Raw genomic sequence first — 19,030 nt, 5'->3', positions numbered from 1 at the left:
GCATTGGGCGCAGCGCTAGCTATCCATGACCATTGGAATGAACTGGCGATACCGAATGACCTTATTGCATTGCGGTATTTTAGAAATAAATGAAATTTTAATTGTTTAAGATCTGAGCTGTGAATAAAAATGGGCGAGTGTAATCACTTGCCCATTTTCTTAAACATAAAGGGTTTTTAAAAGGAGAACGTGAAAAGCCCTTTAAAAATAATTTTTTTTTTAAAGTGATTAGGTAAACGAGCTTGCAGGTTTTTAACTCATCATTAATAGGGTAACAGATTTTTTACTAGAATACGTTTAAGACGATTGACCATAATTTTGATCCTATACTGCTATGGTGCAGAGTAACAAATATTTAAAAAAGTGAAATATTAAAAATATGATGGTCTTTGAGTTTAACTTTTTTAAATTTTATGCTAATTAATTGTTATTTTAGTGATTAATCTAAATTTTAAAATGACCAATTCAACTGCTCAGTTTCTAATGACACTGGAGATTAGTGATTTTTCAGCAACTCCCAAATATCTCCAATTGGCGAATACTATCATTGATGCAGTAAAAAATGAGAGACTTAAGAAGAGCGAAATGCTTCCTTCAATTAATGAATCCAGTGCTTATCTTGAAATATCTAGAGACACGGTTGAAAAGGCTTATCGCTATTTAAAAAAGCATGAAATTATTGCATCTAATCCAGGCAAGGGATACTATGTCAATAAAACAGATATTCAATCCAAATGTAAAATTGCACTGTTTCTGAATAAATTGAGTGTTCACAAAAAAATAGTGTATGATTCATTTGCGAAGGAGTTAGGCGATTTTGCTGATCTAGATTTATTTGTCTATAATTCAGACCTTTCCTATCTCAAGAACCTATTATCGAATCTGACCAAAACATATGACTATTATGTACTATTTCCACATTTTAGGGAGGGACGAGATAAAGCGCCGGATATTATTCGTAGAATACCAAGCGATAAATTAATGTTATTAGGACGATTTGTGGATGATGTACCGGGCGATTTTCCAGCGGTTTATGAGAATTATGAACAGGATATTTACTTAGCGTTGGAAAAAGCGAGCGAAGTTTTAAGTAAATATAAAATGATAAAATTGGTTTTTCCCGATCATAGTGATTTTCCAAAAGCAATTATAAAGGGTTTTTATAAATTTTGTCAGCAGTATGCTTTTGATCATGAGCTGGTATCGGAATTGAATAAAGAAAAAGTCGTAATAGGGACTTGTTATATCAATATTATCGAAGATGATCTAGTAAAACTACTGAATAAGATCCAACAAAAAAATCTGGTGATAGGTAAAGATATTGGTGTTATTTCATATAATGAAACGCCGTTAAAGAAATTTATTTTGAATGGAATTACAACCATATCAACTGATTTTGAAGCAATGGGTAGGATGGCGGCAAATCTCATTAAAAATAACTCCAAAGATCGGCTTGAAGTCCCATTTAATATCAAGATTCGAGCTTCTATATAAAAGCATATATTATATTATGAAAAAAGCCATGAGAAAACTCATGGCTTTAATACTTTTGATCACGATTACAGTGTTATTTTTTTAGGGTTAGAGGATATTGTTTAAATACTCCTTTAACAACCTTCGCAACATTAGTTGCCGCTTTTTCTGGACTATTAACTTCGCCAGATCCACGTGCTTGCCAAACAACTTTATTTGTTTTACGATCTACAGCTTCTATGATTAAGTGCGCGTAGCGGTAACGTTCTTTGGCTACAGGATATGTTGAATAATAACCATAATAAGGAGAAAACCACGGTCTGTACCAACCCCATGGACCTCCATAAGCATATGAGGATCCATATACTAAACGACTTTTGTTATTGACAATTGTTATATAACGGAATAACAAATCTGGATTATCCTTACTGTAAGATAAGCCCCTTGCTTGTAATTCACTGTTGCTCGCGTCTAATATATTTGTTCTTGCAATATCATTATCAAAATATGATTTTGATAACGAATCGACAGGTGGTAACCAGCCATAAGTACGATATTGCGAAAAATCTACTTTTTCGTCGCGCATCGTATTATATTGATATGAGGCACAAGATGCAAGAATTAGACTTGCAAATAAGAAATAAATTATTTTTTTCATGACCAATAGGATTTATATTATTTTCTTAGTGTTAGACAAATGTAAATGTTAAAAGTTTAATTATATCAGTAAAAAAATTATTGATAAAAGGCAACTAATGGCATCGAACGGCCTGGACCAAAAGCTTTTGGACTAATGCGCAGTATTGGAGGAGCCTGAAATCTTTTAAATTCGGCATTATTAACTAGTTTTATAATTTTTTCAACAATATTAAGATCATAACCTTGATCTAAAATTTCCTCTTTTGATTTTTGTTTTTCGATATATAGGAATAATATTTCATCCATTAAATCATATGGTGGTAAGGAATCTGAATCCTTTTGATCGGGTCTTAATTCTGCAGAAGGTGCTTTTTCAATTGTATTAGATGGGATAATTTCCTTATTTCGGTTAATGTATCGGGCGAGATCATAGGCCTTTGATTTATATACGTCTCCTATTACTGAAATCGATCCTGCCATATCTCCATATAAGGTGCCATAACCTACCGCTGCTTCACTTTTATTTGAAGTGTTTAAAACGATATGACCAAATTTGTTGGAAATTGCCATTAATAACGTACCTCTGGTACGTGCCTGGATATTTTCTTCGGCAACACCCGCTTTTTGCCCTTCAAAAAAGGGAGCTAATGTTGTTTCGTAGGCCTGCGTAATATCTTTTATTGGAATGATATGATGTGCGCAATTGGTATTTTTTACGAGATCTAATGCGTCTTGAATGGAATGGTCGGATGAATAAATAGAAGGAAGCAATATTGCAAGTACATTTTCTGAACCTAATGCTTCACAGGCTAATGCGGCAACTAGTGCTGAATCTAATCCACCGGAAAGGCCTAAGACTGCTTTTTTGAAACCAGATTTGTGAAAATAATCACGTAAACCTAATAGCAGTGCGTCGTGAATCAGTGCTATTTCCTGATCGTGGGGTACCGTAAATGCTGTTGTCGCTTTTATGGTTTGATCTCTATATTCTATAATCTGTAAATCTTCTTCGAATTTTTTTAATTCACAGCAAATTGCTCCATTTTCATCAATAGCCAGTGATCTTCCGTCAAAAATTATATCCATATGTGCGCCAACTTGGTTGACATAGATGAGCGGACGTTTTGCTTTTGCCACTTGTGCTTTCAAAACAGCAACACGATCTTGATAATGGACATAAGAAAAAGGCGAAGCTGCAATATTGATCAGCAAATCTGGGTTTTCTTGAAGTAATTCGTTCATGGGGTCACCAACGTAGGAATTATTTCCTTGATCGTCATCCCATAAATCTTCACAAATGGTCAATGCTATTTTTGTTTTTTATAGGTGAAACATGCGAATTTTCTGCTAGGTTCAAAGTAACGATATTCATCAAAAACATCATAGTTAGGAAGTAGTCCTTTTTTACTAATGTGTGTAATCTTTCCTTTTTCTAAACAAACTGCAGCATTGTACAGTGCTTTACCTTCTGGATCTGTATTGGGAATAGGCGCTCCGATAATGCATAAAATATCTTGGCAATGTGATGCAATGGTAGTAATAGATTCGTTACACTGTTTTAAGAATGTTGCATTTTGCAAAAGATCCTTTGCTGGGTAGCCGCCAATTGCTAATTCAGAAAAAACAATAATTTCAGCTTGTTGTGCTCTTGCATTTTCAATAGCAGTAATAATTTTTGCAGTGTTGGAAGTGAAGTTGCCGATATGATAATTTAACTGGGCTAAAGCTATTTTCATTTTTGCGTCTTTGTTTTTGAATGGTATACTGATATGAAGAGCAAGATAAGAAGTTTTTTAGACTACTTTTTGATACTATTGTTTTTTTATTTTTTGATAGTGAATTAAAAACAAACAGGATCTTTACGTAAGTAAAGATCCTGCTTCGTGTATTCGTTTAAAATTTTTAGAAGAAATAAATCTCCCAAATGCCATTTAATTGCTAATAGAAAGAACTTCAATTTCAGAATATAACGGTGAGTTTGCAGGAACTTTATCTTTCGCAACTTGATCATATCCGAATGGAGACGGCGCGACAGCTTTTATTTTGCTTCCTTTTTTCAGTCCTTTTACAGTTAATCCACCGATATTTACTTCCTTCCCTTGAAGGATAATTTTTTTGGAAAAAAAGCGAACTGCCAGAATAAGATAATACGGTCTCTATTTATCGTAAATGTTGCTGGGCTACCCTCTTTAGATTCATCAACAAGATTTCCTTTATCTGCGCCGTTCAGTAAATTAACTTTGTAATTTACTACTGCGGTAGGGTACATGAGATAACCACCGGAGCTGATTTGATAAGCGTATGAAGCATCGTCACCTTCTGCTATCAGATCATACCAAATACCTGTTGCTGTATCTAATTTGGGATTCGTGAAGTTTTTGATAGCAAATGATTTCAACTGAGGAGCCTGTTCTTTTAGTAAATTTTGGATTCTCGCATTTTCGATAGAATCTTTAATTCTTTGTTCTTCCGCTAATTTTGAAAAGTCGTCTGATTTACTACAAGATGCCAAAGCAATAATCATTGCCAACATTCCAAAAAAGATTTTTGTAAAATTTTTCATAAATTTCTTTACTAATTACTGTTATTATACCGGTTAAAACGTTCAATTGTTTAGTTGTGCTACAAGGTACGAAAGAATTTTAAAGCAAGTAAAGTGTAGGATAATTTTTTATTGGTCAATGTGCTGTTTTTTGTTCGTTAACAATAGTTTTCTTGGGGAAATTACAGATACAAAAAGGTCCTTTACATCGTGATGTAAAGGACCTTTTATATGCTTTTATTTTGTATTAATTACGAACCAGTAACATCTCCAACAGATTTCACTTCGATTGTGTAAACAACTGGAGTATTTTTAGGAACAGTTACTTTTTCGCTACCTTTTGTATATTCTACTTGGTCAAAAGTATAATAAGATGGTGAAATAAAACTAATTTTATCATTTTTTTGTAATCCTTTTGGCAATAAACCCTCAAATCTTACATCTTTACCTTGGATATTAATGATTGTTGGTACAAATGCTTGAATCCACGCTGATCCATATATTGAAGTTGCCTGACGAATATCTGTGTAATTTTTAGGAACCCCATCTGTGTTTTTGTCAAATACGGTTCCATTCATTAATTCACCTTTAAAATTTACTGTCGCTGCCCAAACATTTAATCCCGCTTGTCCAAAATTGTTAACAGTTCCTTTGTATATATATGGTGTTTCATTACCAGCCGCTAGCTCTACTTTATACCAGATTCCTGTTGAATCAGAATATTTAGCTTTATCTCCCCATTTACTTAGTGCATACTCTCTTAAAATTGGAGCTTGATCTTTTTTTAATGAATCTATGCGTAGTTTTTCTAATCTTGCTTTTTCAATTTGCTCTCTTTCAGCTTTCTCATAATCGAAGTCATTTTTGTTACAGGAAGCAAAAACTATCCCCATGCATAAAAATGCCATTAAAAATTTCGTAAATTTTTTCATAATTTTTTAAATTGTATCTTATATTACCAATCAAACGTTATGTTTTTCGGTTTCGCTACAGCGAGATGTTAAATTATCTTAAAAAATTCGCTAACTCTTTTGGGCTTAGATATTTTTGCTTAATACTTTTTAATTTAAATGTTTGATCATAGCGCAGGAGACTCGGGAAAACCATCTTTTGGTTGGTTAACAAGAGTAAGGCTAAGGGATGATATTGTCCGGTATTTTTTTTGGAGTTTTTGATTTCCATACTTGCTGATCGAAAGTGATGTCCTCAACCGTCTCCGCATCTAATTCAACTAGATAATAATCTTTGTTTAATCGGTCATAGATTTCTTTTTTTGAAAAGACTTCTTTTTCCATTTTTCTGCAGTAGCTGCACCAGTCGGTATGAATGAAGATGATTGTTTCTTTTGGTGCTATGCTTAATAAAGAGTCTAATTGTTGAAAAGAGGTCCAAATTATCCGCTCTTGACCATAATTGCTGAGCGGATAAAGGATAATGGTCATTAATAAAACAAATTTGTGCATATGCTTCATCTTTCTTTAATAAATGGGATTAATGAAAATGGCCAATTTTTACTCCAAAGGTTATTGTGCGTGGTTTTGTTGGACCGTAAATGTAGTTTGAATCACGATTAGCGCCTTTATCGAAATCTTTTTGGAATGCGTTGAACATATTTTGAACACCTGCGAATAATTCAAGGTTAAAATCTTTGTGAACAGCAAACGTGTATCCTAACCGTGCATTCAGCTCCATAAAATCCCTCGTATTTTTGAGGCTCATGATTTCTTCTTGTATATGCGAGATCTTCATTTTTCCGGTGTAAACTCCTGTTAGGTCAACTGCGAATTTTTTAGTTGCTTTCCAATTGGCATTTAAGTAGCCATAGACATTTGGCGTACGTAAGAAATCTTTGGACAAAATGGCTTCTTGACCTGTTTTAGCTTCAGCTATCAGTTGTGCAGATTGGTATCGCGAGCGTTGTATTGTACCGCCGGCCTGTAGACTAAATATACTTGACGGCGCTACATTAAGTTCAAGGTTTGTTCCGTATACATAGGCATCTGTACCGTTTCGCATTTCTTCAATCATAATGTCGTTGGATTCGGATTTCAGGACTGTCGTAAATGGATTATTCAACTGGGTATAGAAGCCCTCCACTAAAAGGCTTGTTTGCGTATTGCCAAAATTTCTGCTGAAATTGAACGATCCGGTATAAGCATTTGAATATTCTGTTTTTAGGTCTTCTCCAATTAATACAAAAACCTGTTTTCCTCCGATGGAAGTCACATGCATATCTTCATTGAAGGCTTGTGGGGCACGGAATCCGCGCGCATAGCCGCCACGAAATTGAATATTACTATTGATATCGTATAAGATGGTTAATCGTGGGTTCCAAGATCCAAAATTCTTCTGACTGCTACGTTCCACTTGTTGGAGCTGATAATTTCCGTCGACGAAGATGTAGTCGTATCGCATTCCTATTAATGCTTTGAAAGAGGATACTGGCTTCCATTCGTATTGGGCATAAGTTCCTATTCCTTTTGTTTTTTGATCGATGATACGTTGATATCCGGGAATCTGATCATTTGTTTTGTTGTAGTTGAACTCAATACCGCTGGTAAAGATATCATCCTCAAAATTGTTTGTGTACTGTGTTCCTGTAACAAAAGACAAATCATCTGTGTCTCCATAAGAATTTGCGGCTCTTAAACTATCTGTTGCAGTGGGCGCTTCGCCCAGTCCCCCGTAAAAACTTTTACGTTTTGTTTTTTGGCCGGAAGCATACACGGAGATTTTTTGTTTATAGTCTGCTAAATAATGATCGTAAGTGATACCACCAATCAATGAATTGGTTTCCAGTTGTTCTGTGATGGCTGTAAAATGGGGTGATTTGTTAAATTGGTCTCCTCCTCTTCTAAATTCCTGTATGGTACTGAAATCTACTGTTATTTTATTGACCTCGGAAGGTTTGAAAAATGCTTTTGTTCCGAATGTGGTATTGTTAAGTTCTGTTATCTCCGAAAATCCGTCCTTATTTTTATCAAATGGTTGACGATTCCGGTGCATACCATAAAAGGTAACACCTGTTTTAAGATCTTCATCTACGTAGGAGGTGTTGAAGTCTACCGTATTATCCCAACTGCTACCGCCGATTAATGAGTTGGTAGATTTAATCTGCCAATCATTTTCGACAGGATCTTTAGTAATAATATTAATGGTACCGGCAATTGCATTTGCTCCAAATAGGGCAGAACCACCACTTCGAACGACTTCGATGCGGTCGATCATACTTGTTGGAAGTTGGTCTAAACCATATACACTGTTTAGTGCGCTGAACACGGATCTGCTGTTGATCAAGATCTGTGAATAGGCGCCTTCTAAACCGTTAAGGCGGACTTGTGAAAAACCGCAGTTTTGACAGTTGTTCTCTATCCTTACTCCTGGTTGATAGTTTAGTGTTTCGGACATAGCTACAGATTGTGTAGCCTGAAAAGTTTAGGGCCTAATACCTGCACAATAACTGGTGCTTCCTTTTTACTGACACCATATCGGGTTGCGCTTACAACGACTTCATTCAAATGCAGGTTGTCTGTGTTTAATTTGAAGTGTACGGTGGAATCTGTTAGCAATATTAGCTGTTTGAGGGTTTGATAGCCAACAGCGGTTATCTGTATATTTTGTTTTTGTTTAGTTAGTTTTTGAAATTCAAAATAGCCTGCGGTATCAGAAACGGTCGAGTGAAGACCATTTTCGATGTTGATAGTTGCTCCAACTATACCTTTACCGTCATTGTTACTGATTTTACCTTTTAATGTATGTTGTGCATATGTATGCATACTGATCATCATGATGATGATCAATAGGTTGATATTTCTCATTGGAGTGTATTTGTCCTTTTAATAGTAATGAACCTATCATGGGAGGTGTGAAATATCGGTACGAAGCAATGCGAATGCCTGCTCCATGTATATTTTCATACCAGCTATGTCCACTATGGTTACATTATTTACTTAAAATAATTAATAAATTACAGCACGACGCAATGCGTCGTGCTATCGCACGGCGAATAGCATTCGTCTTGATAATAAGGATGAATGCAATAACTAATTTTATTTTAAGCAAAATCTGGAGGACCCCTTGAGAAAGCGTGATCGACGACACGATTGGTGACAACCGGTGTGTAGACTTGATAACTGTAGATATGAACGACAGTTCGAATGGGTTGTTCAAAAACGATAAATTCACTTTGAACAAAGTTTTGATTGTAGACGACATTGAGGAAATCAATTTGATCGTCGGATTCTTGCGGTCTGGGCTGATCGTTTGTAAAATCGTAGGGGTGATTGTGCATGACAATCTCTCCGTTTGATTTTACCTCTTTGTGCATGAAAATAACACCAGAAATAATGATCAAACTGATCAATGCCAATTGCATTGATGCTAAGATCTTTCTGATATGTATATTCTTTGACATGTAGGTAATAAAAAAGCACCCGCTTAATACGAGTGCTAAATTATTGAAAATAAACGTAGCTTTCTATTGAAAGTGTATTATTTAAATATTATTTTATAAGTTGATTGTTGTCATCTGGAAAAACCAAGCTAGGAATATGTTTTTTAGCTTGCTCCATTTCCATTTGTGCATACGATATGATGATCACAATATCACCCACTTGAACTAATCTTGCTGCAGCGCCATTTAAGCAGATGGTACCGGAAGCTCTTTTTCCAGGAATAACATATGTTTCTAAACGAGCGCCATTGTTATTGTTAACGATTTGAACTTTTTCGTTTGCAATAATATTTGCTGCATCCATTAAATCCTCATCAATTGTGATACTACCAACGTAATTAAGCTCGGCCTGTGTAACCCGAACACGGTGGATTTTAGATTTCATTACCTCTATAAACATGTGGCAAAGTTAGATTTTTCTTGTAAAAATGTAAAGTTAATAAGTATAATGTGACATTTAATTCAAAATCATGTTATCAATAAGCCGTACATCTTCGACCCGCGCAGTGACAAGTGCTACATATTGTTTATCTTGTTCAATTGTTTTGATTTCTTTCAATGTCGTTGTTTCGCAAATAGCGAGATATTCTAAGGTAATACCTTCGCTGGAGTTCAATAGTTCTGTTGCCTGTTTATTTAATTGAAGTAAAGGTATCTTTCCAAAGTTACTTTTGATATACAGAAGTGTTTTGGACAAAGCTAACGCTTGTATTTTACCATTTGATGAGAGGCGCATGTTTCTTGAACTTAAAGCAAGACCATTTTCATCTCGGATGATTGGGCATAATGCAATGGTGATCGGTAATTGCTTTACCTTGATCATATGTTCAATAACCATGACCTGTTGGAAGTCTTTTTGACCAAAGCATGCAATATCTGGTTGCACTAAGGCGAATAATTTGTAAACGACTTGCGTTACACCTTGAAAGTGCCCCGGTCTCATTTTCCCTTCCCATATAGTATCTAATCCGTTTAGATCAATGTGCCATTTTTCATTTGGATCAGGGTACATCTCCTCTACGGTCGGTAAGAATAAGACATCACAATGAGCAGCTTCTAATAATGCGATATCATGCTCAATGGGTCTTGGATACTTTTCTAAATCTTTTGGGTCGTTAAATTGTGTTGGGTTGACAAAAATACTGCAAACGGTGACATCTGATAAAGGTTTTGCATAATTCAGTAAAGAGATATGTCCTTCATGTAGTGCACCCATTGTTGGGATAAGAGCTATTTTTTGTTTGTTGATTCGTGCTGTTTCCAGGTAATCTTGGAGCTCTTTTTTAGTCTCGAAAATTCTCACTTTTAGAAATTTTAATACAGGGCAAAAGTGGGGAATATATTTGTGAATATAAAACGATGATTTGTAAGGAATTGTATTGTCGGGATATTTTTTGTATCTTTGTAGACCGATTTTACTGTTCTAATAAAAATAAAATAAATAAAAACTGGAGATGGCAAAAACGAAGATATTGTTTATAACCCACGAGATGTCGCCTTTCCTCGAATTAACTAAAATTTCTGAAATCACGCGTCAATTGCCACAGGCTATGCAAGAGAAAGGATTTGAAATCCGTATTCTTATGCCTCGTTTTGGTAATATTAATGAGCGTAGAAATAGATTGCATGAGGTAATTCGTCTGTCAGGCTTAAACATTGTGGTGGATAACAATGACAATCCGCTAATCATTAAGGTAGCTTCATTGCCTGCGGCACGTATGCAGGTTTACTTTTTGGATAATGAAGACTATTTTCAGCGGAAAAAAGTTTTTCGTGACGAGAATGGAGAATTTTTTAATGATAACAATGAGCGTTCTGTGTTCTTTTGTAAAGGAGCACTGGAAACGGTTAAGAAGTTAGGTTGGTCACCAGATGTGGTACATTGCCACGGTTGGTTTTCAGCATTAGTGCCGGCTTATTTAAAGACGACATATAAAGATGATCCTACTTTTAAAGGTGCCAAAGTTATGTATTCGTTGTATAACGAAGAGTTCTCCGGAACTTTAGGCGATAAATACAGAGAAATTGCCCCTGAAGGTGCATTGACAAAAGATGATGTTGCTAGTTATGGTGACGGTAGTTATGTCAACATCTATAAAGGTGCTTTGGACTTCACCGATGTAGCGGTTGTAGCTGAGGAGGGTGTTAATCCAGAAATTCTAGCATATGCAAAAGAAAAAGGAATTCAGGTCTTTGAACCTAATGGTGATGAAGATTATGAAGCTTTCAATGATCTTTTTGATCAATTTGCTCCTGTAGAAGAAGAAACAACGGTTTAAAATAGAAATTAAACGTATTTAAATAGCGTCTAAGAAATTAGACGCTATTTTTTGTGAAATATCATCAGTGAAGGATCTCTTATATATTAGATTAAAATCTGATTGTTAACAAATAAGTTTTGCGTTTGATTTAATGGCAAGGATGATAATTTAAAATGTTACCTTAGCTTTATTATGAAAATTAAAGTTGGATTTGGCTTTGATGTCCATCAATTAGAAGAGGGGCATCCATTTATAGTAGGTGGAGTAGAATTGGATCATCATGCTGGTGCATTCGGCCATTCGGATGCGGATGTTTTGGCTCATGCCATTTGTGATGCGCTCCTGGGGGCCGCAAATTTAGAGGATATTGGTTATCATTTCCCAAATACAGATGAGCAATGGAGAGGTATTAGCAGTCTTGTTTTACTGAAACATTGTGTTAAGCTAATTGGAGATAAGGGGTATACCATAGGGAACATTGATGCTATGCTATGCCTGGAGGCTCCTAAAATTAAACCGTATATCGGACAGATGAAGGCTAAAATATCGGAGGCCTCAGGTTTGGACGTTGATGATATTTCGATCAAAGCAACGACGAATGAATCCATGGGATTTGTCGGAAGACAAGAGGGGGTAGTAGCATATGCTGTTTGTTTGATCGAAAAAGCTTAAACTTTCTGTTTCTTTTTAAAAAAGAAGCAGGCAACAATAAAACTGATTGCTGTAAGTACGAATCCTAGATAGAAAGGAGCTCCTGGTAAATAAAGGGCTTCTTTTTTATCTGTAAAGTGAGCAAACAACCAGCTCATGACGGGAGGGCCTATAATGGCTGTTAAGCTAATAATACTTGTTAATCCACCTTGTATCTGTCCCTGCTCATTCGATGGCGTTTCGTTGGATACAAGGCTCTGGATAGCTGGGCCTGCGATTCCCGCAAATACATATGGTATTACGGCTAGGAAAATTAACCATGGAGCGTATGCCATCCCCATTAAGGGCATCGATATCACGTAGAGTCCAGATCCAATTAAAATACTTTTTTCTAATCCCAATTTTGGAATAATAATTCGAATCAGTCCGGCTTGAACTATAGCCAACAACATACCTATAAAACCCAAAGAGATACCAACCATTCTTTCATCCCATTGAAATCTTTCCATGGTGTAATATGACCAAGTACTTTGTACGGCATGAGAAGAGATGTTTATCAGAAAGATGCAAAAAAATAATTGTTTTAGATGCGGGTATTTAGCAAGTTGCTTGAAGGCACCTACCGGATTTGCATTTTTCCATCTGAAAGGTCTTCTGTTTTCTTTTTTTAATGATTCTGGAATAAAAAAATAACCATATAAGAAATTCAAAAAACTTAATAATGCTGCTGCGAAAAACGGTATTCTGGCACCATAATGCCCCAATAACCCTCCTAGCAATGGACCTACTATAAAACCTAAGCCAAATGCAGCTCCCAATAATCCGAAATTCTGAGCTTTTTTCTCGTGCGAACTGATATCTGCTATAAATGCAGCAGCTACTGTGTAGCTGGCTCCTGTAATACCTGCTATAAACCTACCGATGAATAACCACAGGATGGTTGGAGCTAACCCCATGAGTAAATAGTTGATAGAAAAGCCTAAGAGTGATATTAAAAGGATGGGTCTTCTACCAAATCGGTCACTGAGATTACCTAACACGGATGCAAAGAAGAATTGAGTTAATGCATAACAAAACATGAGCAAACCACCATATCGCGATGCATCACTTAATGTGCCGCCAATCAATTCTTCAATTAATTTAGGCATTACAGGTATAATAATACCTAAACCAATGACGTCAATTAGTACGGTTAAAAAAATGAAAAATAGACTTTTTGAAGTGTTGACTTGCATATTTTACTGTTTTTTATTTTTAGATAGGCTTTTAAACGATTTACTGGCCTATAGCTTTATCATTTATTTTAATAATCTATATGTTTTTGCCTGTCACGAATGACAGACAATTGATTTGTTTTTAAATCTAAACTAAATTTCTGAAATACCAAGCTTTAGCGATATTGAAAAATTAGGATCATACCCTAAGGATTGTTTTTGAACCAATCAAAGGCGATCTGTTTTATTTAGAAAATGGTTTTAAAGACTGAAATGTGCGATTGGTTTAAAGTTTCTTTTTTGTAGTAATTGATTCTTTTTCAGTGTTTTTTTAACGGATGTTGTATCGAATGAAGATTCCTCAAAATATTTGTAATATCTTTGTTGTCATGCACATAATCTTTGGCACATTATCTGATATTGTAGCGGAGGCATATGTCATCATATTTTATAATGATCAAATCGAGAAAGAATAAGGTTCAATGAAGAGAGAATCAAAAAAAACCAACTGCAACCAGAAGATATTAAGCGGTACACACGTAATTTCTGGAAATTTATTATTGGAATAATAGCTTTTGGGTTTCTATTTATATTTAGTGTTCGCCTGGGGTTATTTGGAAAGTTACCGTCTTTTAGTGATTTAGAAAATCCTAAGAGTAATTTAGCTTCGGAAGTTATAACGGAAGATAATAAGGTTTTAGGTACTTATTATATTCAAAATAGGTCAAATGTGAAGTATAGTGAGTTGTCACCTTACTTGATACATGCCTTGATCTCAACAGAGGATAAGCGTTTTTACGATCACTCCGGTATTGATTATACACGTACTTTTACGGTCATTTTCCACACTTTAACTGGAAATAAACAAGGAGGGAGTACGATTACACAGCAATTAGCTCTTAATTTATTTTCAGACGGTCGTGCTAAAAGTGCTCCTAAGCGTATCATTCAAAAGTTTCAGGAATGGATAACTGCTGTTCGTTTAGAGCGTAATTATACCAAAGAAGAGATTATCACCATGTATTTCAATACAGTGGACTTTGGAGCATATAATACCTATGGTATTAAATCAGCCGCACGTACTTATTTCAATACAACTCCTGATAAACTTACTGCAGACCAAGCTGCTTTATTAGTGGGTATGCTGAAAGGTCCGGGCGTTATTCTCCTGTCAGGTATCCGCAAAACGCATTAGCGCGTAGAAATACAGTCTTGGACAATATGAATAAAGCAAATTTCATTTCTACAGAGGAAGAGGCTAGTGCACAAGCTAAACCATTGGGATTACAATTGAAAATCGCCAATTATGGGGAAGGTTTAGCACCTTATTTTCGTGCGGTATTAAAAGAAGAAATCAAGAAAGAATTTTCAAAATTATCGATTACCAAATCGGATGGTACACCTTATGATCTGGATCGTGATGGGTTGAAAATTTATACAACAATTAATATGTCCATGCAGCAATATGCTGAAGATGCCCAGAAAGAATGGATGAAATCTTTACAGGGTAAGTTTGCTGTACAATGGAAAAATAAGGATCCTTTTAAAGGAGATAAAGCCAAGTTACTGACGACAGGTATGCGACGTTCTGAACGCTACCGTGTTTTGAAGGAAAATGGACTTTCTGAAGATGAAATCAAGAAAGCATTTCAGGTAAAAGTTCCGATGTCTATTTTCACTTGGAAGGGTTCTGTGGATACTGTTATGGCTCCGATTGATTCTATCAAATACAATAAATTGATGTTACGTAATGCAATGATGTCGATGGAACCAAAAACTGGACATATCAAGGCTTGGTCGGTGGAATAAATTTTGAGCATTTCAAGTATGATCAAGTAAAAATGGGGACGAGACAGGTCGGTTCAACTGCCAAGCCATTTACTTATGCTGTCGCAGTTGATAATGGCTACTCTCCATGTTACAGTATTCCAAATTATCAACAGACTTATGGAAATTGGACACCAAGGGGTACAGCTGAAGGTGGGAATCCGATTACTTTAGCTAATGCATTGGCCTTGTCTCAGAATTATGCGACTGCATATTTGGTGAATCAAGTTACACCGGAGGCAGTTGCTGCATTGACGAAACGTATGGGTATTACCAGTGATGTCCCGAACTATCCATCCATTTCACTTGGAGCATATGAAGCTTCTGTATTTGATATGGTTGGTGCTTATTCGGCATTTGTAAATCATGGTACCTGGATTGAACCTAATGCGATCTTGAGGATCGAAGATAAGAATGGAACTCCTATTTATGAAAAGGCACCTAAAGTTGTTAAGGCTTTGAACAGTGAGTCTGCTTATATTATTGTAGACATGTTAAAATCGGTTGTCTCGAAAGGTACAGGAAGACGAATTCAATGGAAATATCATCTGACGAATCCAATCGGAGGAAAGACGGGTACAACCAATGATAATGCTGATGCTTGGTTTATCGGGATCACTCCTGAACTGGTGTCGGGTGTCTGGACAGGAGCTGAAGATCGTAGTATTAGTTTTGCGAATATGCAAGACGGGCAGGGAGCTGCAGCAGCAATGCCTGTATTTGCACTTTATATGCAGAAGGTGTATGCAGATAAAACCTCAATTATACGAAGGGCGATTTTGAACTTCCTGAAGGTGGGCTAACGCGAGTAGTCGACTGTTCTAAGTACTGGGGAGGGGGCGGAAGCTCCGGAGCAGACAGCACGGGTTCGGAATCAAACTTAAATGATGATCGATTAGGTTTTTAAATTTTATTAAATAAAGATATAAAGCCAGATAATTGAGTTTTTCGAAATTTGTTATCTGGCTTATTTGTTATATATGAGCGTGTTTGATTATAAAGAGGAGCTTAAAAGAATTCCACATAAGCCTGGGGTTTATCAGTATTTTGATAAACAGGATGTCCTGATTTATATCGGTAAAGCTAAAGATCTCAGGAATCGGGTTGGTTCTTATTTTGTGAATGAAACGCAACATAACGGTAAGACGCGTGTATTAGTTCGTCAGATCAACCGTATTTCTTTTACAATTGTAGATACGGAGATTGATGCATGGTTGCTGGAAAATTCATTGATTAAGAAACATAAGCCCAAGTATAATGTATTATTAAAAGATGATAAAACTTATCCTTGGATTGTCATTAAAAATGAACGCTTTCCCCGAGTTTTTTGGACACGTAAATATATTAAAGATGGCTCTCGGTATTATGGTCCTTATGCCTCTGTAGGGATGATGCACATTGTATTGGACGTAATCCGGGATCTTTTTCCGCTAAGGACCTGTAATTTGGCACTGACTCAGGAGAATATTGCTAGGGGTAAATTCAAAATTTGCCTTGAATATCAGATTGGCAACTGTAAAGGTCCATGTGAAGGTTATCAATCTGAAGAAGATTATGATCAGAATCTGAGTGATATTAAAGATATTTTAAATGGTAAAATTTCTGTTGTCACGAATAGGATTAAAGAGCAGATGTCTGCTGCAGTATCGGAAATGAATTTCGAAAAGGCGCATTCCTTTAAGATGAAATTAGATAAACTGGATCTGTATCAGAGTAAGTCTACAGTTGTTAATTCATCTATCACGAATGTTGATGTTTTCAGTATTGCATCGGATGAAAGTTATGCTTTTGTTAATTATTTAAAAGTGATGAACGGGGTAATCATTCAAACACAGACTGTTGAAATGAAGCGGCGACTGGATGAGACTGAACAAGAACTTCTTGCTTTAGCGATTCCTGAGATCCGGGATCGGTTTAAAAGCTTATCACGAGAAATTATCGTTCCATTTGAACTGGATATTCAGGAAATGATCAGATCAAATTTACGGTTCCAAAACTAGGGGAAAAGAGAAAACTATTGGATCTATCGTTGAAGAATGTAGCGTTCTTTAAAAAAGAACGATTGCTACATTATGAGAAATTGAATCCAGATGTACGTGTAGATCGTATTTTAACGCAGATGAAGAAAGATTTGCGGTTAAATGTCTTGCCTCAGCATATTGAATGTTTTGATAACTCTAATATTCAAGGTAGTTATCCTGTATCTGCTATTGTAGTCTTTAAAGATGGTAAGCCATCAAAAAAGGATTACCGACACTTCAATGTTAAAACAGTAGTAGGTCCAAATGATTTTGCCACGATGGAGGAGGCTGTATATAGGCGATATAAGCGGGTTTTGGAAGAAGATGGTGATTTACCTCAGTTGATTATTATTGATGGGGGTAAGGGACAGTTAGGGGCCGCTTTGAAAAGCTTGCGATTATTAGGGATAGAGAAACAGGTTACAGTAATTGGTATTGCTAAGCGGCTGGAGGAGCTGTATTATCCGGGTGATCAATATCCTCTCTATTTGGATAAAAAATCGGAAACTCTTAAAATCATTCAACACTTGCGGGATGAAGCCCATCGGTTCGGAATTACTTTTCACAGAAATCAACGTAGCCGAAAAACTTTTGTATCTGAACTCGAAGATATTCCTGGCATAGGTAAGACTACGGTAGAGAAATTACTGACTACCTTTAAATCTGTTAAGAAGATTAAAGAGGCTCCAGAAGAAGAGTTGAGAAAAGTGTTGAACTTAAAACAGCTACAGGCACTTTTAGCACATTTTAAGCGAAATTAAGCGCGTTTGTCTTGCATTTTTTATTAAGAGAAAAGCCCCAATAAGTTGATCACTAATGGGGCTTTTGTATGCTTGTTAACATTTGTACTTAAAACTATTTTCTAGCATTAGTCGTCATAACCAAATCTTTTTAAGTAATTTTTCTTACTTCTCCAATCTGGAATTACTTTTACGAAAACCTCAAGAAAGACTTTTTTGTCAATAAATGCCTCAATATCCTGGCGAGCGTACGTGCCGACTTTTTTAATCATTGATCCACGGTACCGATGATGATATTCTTTGTGAATCACGCTCCACAATGATTTCTGCAGCGATACGAGTTATCTTAGGTTCTTCTTTATAAGATGTAACAACGACTTCAGTACTGTAAGGAATTTCCTTATCATACAGTTTGAATATTTTTTCGCGAATCATTTCCGAAACAAAGAAACGCATTGATTTGTCTGTTAATTCATCTTTTTCATAGTAAGGAGCATGTACAGGAAGTTTTTCCTTGATATAGTCCATTACTCCAGTGATATTATGATTAAGAAGTGCTGATACCGCAAAAATAACTTCTGGATTGATCGTTTCTTTCCAGAACTCTACTTTAGCCATCACTTCTGCTTCGTTAGACTTGTCAATTTTATTGATAAGAACAGCTACTGGAGAACTTGTTTTTTTTAATTTCTCAATAACATCATTTTCATCATATTTTTCATTGATATCTGTAACAAGTAAAATAATGTCCGCATCGATCAGCGATCCTTGGACAAAATTCATCATTGATTCTTGTAACGAATAGTTTGGTTTGATGATACCAGGTGTGTCTGAAAAGACAATTTGGTGCTCCTCATCATTGACTATTCCAATAATGCGGTGTCTTGTTGTTTGAGCTTTAGGAGTGATGATAGACATCTTTTCACCCACTAAAGCGTTCATTAGCGTAGACTTACCTGCATTAGGTTTACCGATGATGCTTACGAATCCTGCTTTATGCGACATTTTTTTTAATTTAATTAGGATTACAAAGAAACAAAATATATCTTTGTGCTCCAATTCGGAGGTAAAGATATCTTGCTTTTTAACACAAAAAGGACGATTGAACTAAAAATATATTGCGGGATGGAGCAGTTGGTAGCTCGTCGGGCTCATAACCCTGAAGGTCAGTCAGTCGATCTGATTCCCGCTACTACAAGAGTCTGTTGA

15 protein-coding genes and 3 pseudogenes are annotated in these 19,030 nt (G+C 35.9%); 5 read left to right on the top strand and 13 right to left on the bottom strand.

Annotated elements, in window-relative coordinates; translation table 11 throughout:
- Window positions 1–456: 456 nt before the first annotated feature.
- On the top strand, window positions 457–1,494 hold the full coding sequence (locus L950_RS17585; protein WP_021190251.1) for a GntR family transcriptional regulator: 1,038 nt from the start codon (window positions 457–459) through the stop codon (window positions 1,492–1,494).
- 73 nt (window positions 1,495–1,567) lie between these two features.
- On the opposite strand, the gene L950_RS17580 is transcribed toward L950_RS17585, so the two are convergent.
- The 11 genes from L950_RS17580 to panC form a co-directional block, all read right to left on the bottom strand.
- A complete protein-coding gene (locus tag L950_RS17580; RefSeq protein ID WP_021190250.1) occupies window positions 1,568–2,131 on the bottom strand; it encodes a DUF4136 domain-containing protein in 564 nt (187 codons plus the stop codon).
- A 77-nt stretch (window positions 2,132–2,208) separates the two neighbouring features.
- Window positions 2,209–3,417: an NAD+ synthase gene (locus L950_RS17575; RefSeq protein ID WP_316930692.1), complete on the bottom strand. Its 1,209-nt coding sequence runs from the start codon at window positions 3,415–3,417 to the stop codon at window positions 2,209–2,211.
- A gap of 2 nt (window positions 3,418–3,419) precedes the next feature.
- Window positions 3,420–3,848, bottom strand: a complete 429-nt coding sequence (locus L950_RS36750) for a nitrilase-related carbon-nitrogen hydrolase (RefSeq protein WP_316930691.1) — start codon at window positions 3,846–3,848, stop codon at window positions 3,420–3,422.
- 350 nt (window positions 3,849–4,198) lie between these two features.
- Window positions 4,199–4,675: a hypothetical protein gene (locus tag L950_RS17570; RefSeq protein ID WP_021190249.1), complete on the bottom strand. Its 477-nt coding sequence runs from the start codon at window positions 4,673–4,675 to the stop codon at window positions 4,199–4,201.
- 230 nt (window positions 4,676–4,905) lie between these two features.
- The gene (locus tag L950_RS26905; RefSeq protein WP_021190248.1) at window positions 4,906–5,586 is read right to left on the bottom strand and encodes a hypothetical protein; all 681 of its coding nucleotides are present in this window, start codon (window positions 5,584–5,586) and stop codon (window positions 4,906–4,908) included.
- 201 nt (window positions 5,587–5,787) lie between these two features.
- A complete protein-coding gene (locus tag L950_RS17560) occupies window positions 5,788–6,117 on the bottom strand; it encodes a thioredoxin family protein (RefSeq protein ID WP_197086517.1) in 330 nt (109 codons plus the stop codon).
- A gap of 28 nt (window positions 6,118–6,145) precedes the next feature.
- Window positions 6,146–8,062 (bottom strand): TonB-dependent receptor plug domain-containing protein, encoded by a 1,917-nt coding sequence (locus tag L950_RS17555; RefSeq protein WP_021190246.1) that lies wholly within the window; start codon window positions 8,060–8,062, stop codon window positions 6,146–6,148.
- Window positions 8,063–8,064: 2 nt separating this feature from the next.
- Window positions 8,065–8,472 (bottom strand): carboxypeptidase-like regulatory domain-containing protein, encoded by a 408-nt coding sequence (locus tag L950_RS33750; RefSeq protein WP_021190245.1) that lies wholly within the window; start codon window positions 8,470–8,472, stop codon window positions 8,065–8,067.
- Between the two features lie 236 nt (window positions 8,473–8,708).
- A complete protein-coding gene (locus L950_RS17550; RefSeq protein ID WP_021190244.1) occupies window positions 8,709–9,068 on the bottom strand; it encodes a hypothetical protein in 360 nt (119 codons plus the stop codon).
- Between the two features lie 88 nt (window positions 9,069–9,156).
- Complete coding sequence (gene panD / locus L950_RS17545; protein WP_031288422.1) at window positions 9,157–9,507, bottom strand: aspartate 1-decarboxylase; 351 nt, start codon at window positions 9,505–9,507, stop codon at window positions 9,157–9,159.
- A 57-nt stretch (window positions 9,508–9,564) separates the two neighbouring features.
- A complete protein-coding gene (panC, locus tag L950_RS17540; RefSeq protein WP_021190242.1) occupies window positions 9,565–10,410 on the bottom strand; it encodes a pantoate--beta-alanine ligase in 846 nt (281 codons plus the stop codon).
- Between the two features lie 151 nt (window positions 10,411–10,561).
- Here panC and L950_RS17535 point away from each other — a divergent pair, with 151 nt between their 5' ends.
- Complete coding sequence (locus tag L950_RS17535; protein WP_031288421.1) at window positions 10,562–11,386, top strand: glycogen/starch synthase; 825 nt, start codon at window positions 10,562–10,564, stop codon at window positions 11,384–11,386.
- 174 nt (window positions 11,387–11,560) lie between these two features.
- Window positions 11,561–12,040, top strand: coding sequence for a 2-C-methyl-D-erythritol 2,4-cyclodiphosphate synthase (gene ispF / locus L950_RS17530; RefSeq protein ID WP_021190240.1), 480 nt, complete (start codon window positions 11,561–11,563; stop codon window positions 12,038–12,040).
- Here ispF and L950_RS17525 read toward each other — a convergent pair.
- Window positions 12,037–13,254 (bottom strand): TCR/Tet family MFS transporter, encoded by a 1,218-nt coding sequence (locus L950_RS17525; protein WP_021190239.1) that lies wholly within the window; start codon window positions 13,252–13,254, stop codon window positions 12,037–12,039. The two genes, ispF and L950_RS17525, sit on opposite strands and share 4 nt — an antisense overlap.
- Before the next feature lie 472 nt (window positions 13,255–13,726).
- Here L950_RS17525 and L950_RS37410 point away from each other — a divergent pair.
- Both L950_RS37410 and uvrC read left to right on the top strand, forming a co-directional pair.
- Window positions 13,727–15,967 (top strand): annotated as a pseudogene (locus L950_RS37410) (transglycosylase domain-containing protein).
- 73 nt (window positions 15,968–16,040) lie between these two features.
- A pseudogene (gene uvrC, locus L950_RS17515) lies at window positions 16,041–17,842 on the top strand (excinuclease ABC subunit UvrC).
- A gap of 107 nt (window positions 17,843–17,949) precedes the next feature.
- Here the strand turns inward: uvrC and era are convergent.
- Window positions 17,950–18,826, bottom strand: a pseudogene (era, locus tag L950_RS17510) (GTPase Era).
- Window positions 18,827–19,030: the final 204 nt, after the last annotated feature.

Origin of the sequence: Sphingobacterium sp. IITKGP-BTPF85 (assembly GCF_001006065.1) — a bacterium.
In the GTDB taxonomy this organism is placed as follows: domain Bacteria; phylum Bacteroidota; class Bacteroidia; order Sphingobacteriales; family Sphingobacteriaceae; genus Sphingobacterium; species Sphingobacterium anhuiense.
Note: the sequence above shows the minus strand (reverse complement) of the source record. Positions and strands in the feature narration are given on the sequence as shown.

Coding starts and splice junctions, on each gene's coding strand:
- L950_RS17585 (WP_021190251.1), top strand. CDS start 457: ATGACCAATTCAACTGCTCAGTTTCTAATGACACTGGAGATTAGTGAT.
- L950_RS17580 (WP_021190250.1), bottom strand. CDS start 2,131: ATGAAAAAAATAATTTATTTCTTATTTGCAAGTCTAATTCTTGCATCT.
- L950_RS36750 (WP_316930691.1), bottom strand. CDS start 3,848: ATGAAAATAGCTTTAGCCCAGTTAAATTATCATATCGGCAACTTCACT.
- L950_RS17570 (WP_021190249.1), bottom strand. CDS start 4,675: ATGAAAAATTTTACAAAAATCTTTTTTGGAATGTTGGCAATGATTATT.
- L950_RS26905 (WP_021190248.1), bottom strand. CDS start 5,586: ATGAAAAAATTTACGAAATTTTTAATGGCATTTTTATGCATGGGGATA.
- L950_RS17560 (WP_197086517.1), bottom strand. CDS start 6,117: ATGCACAAATTTGTTTTATTAATGACCATTATCCTTTATCCGCTCAGC.
- L950_RS17555 (WP_021190246.1), bottom strand. CDS start 8,062: ATGTCCGAAACACTAAACTATCAACCAGGAGTAAGGATAGAGAACAAC.
- L950_RS33750 (WP_021190245.1), bottom strand. CDS start 8,472: ATGAGAAATATCAACCTATTGATCATCATCATGATGATCAGTATGCAT.
- L950_RS17550 (WP_021190244.1), bottom strand. CDS start 9,068: ATGTCAAAGAATATACATATCAGAAAGATCTTAGCATCAATGCAATTG.
- panD (WP_031288422.1), bottom strand. CDS start 9,507: ATGTTTATAGAGGTAATGAAATCTAAAATCCACCGTGTTCGGGTTACA.
- L950_RS17535 (WP_031288421.1), top strand. CDS start 10,562: ATGGCAAAAACGAAGATATTGTTTATAACCCACGAGATGTCGCCTTTC.
- ispF (WP_021190240.1), top strand. CDS start 11,561: ATGAAAATTAAAGTTGGATTTGGCTTTGATGTCCATCAATTAGAAGAG.
- L950_RS17525 (WP_021190239.1), bottom strand. CDS start 13,254: ATGCAAGTCAACACTTCAAAAAGTCTATTTTTCATTTTTTTAACCGTA.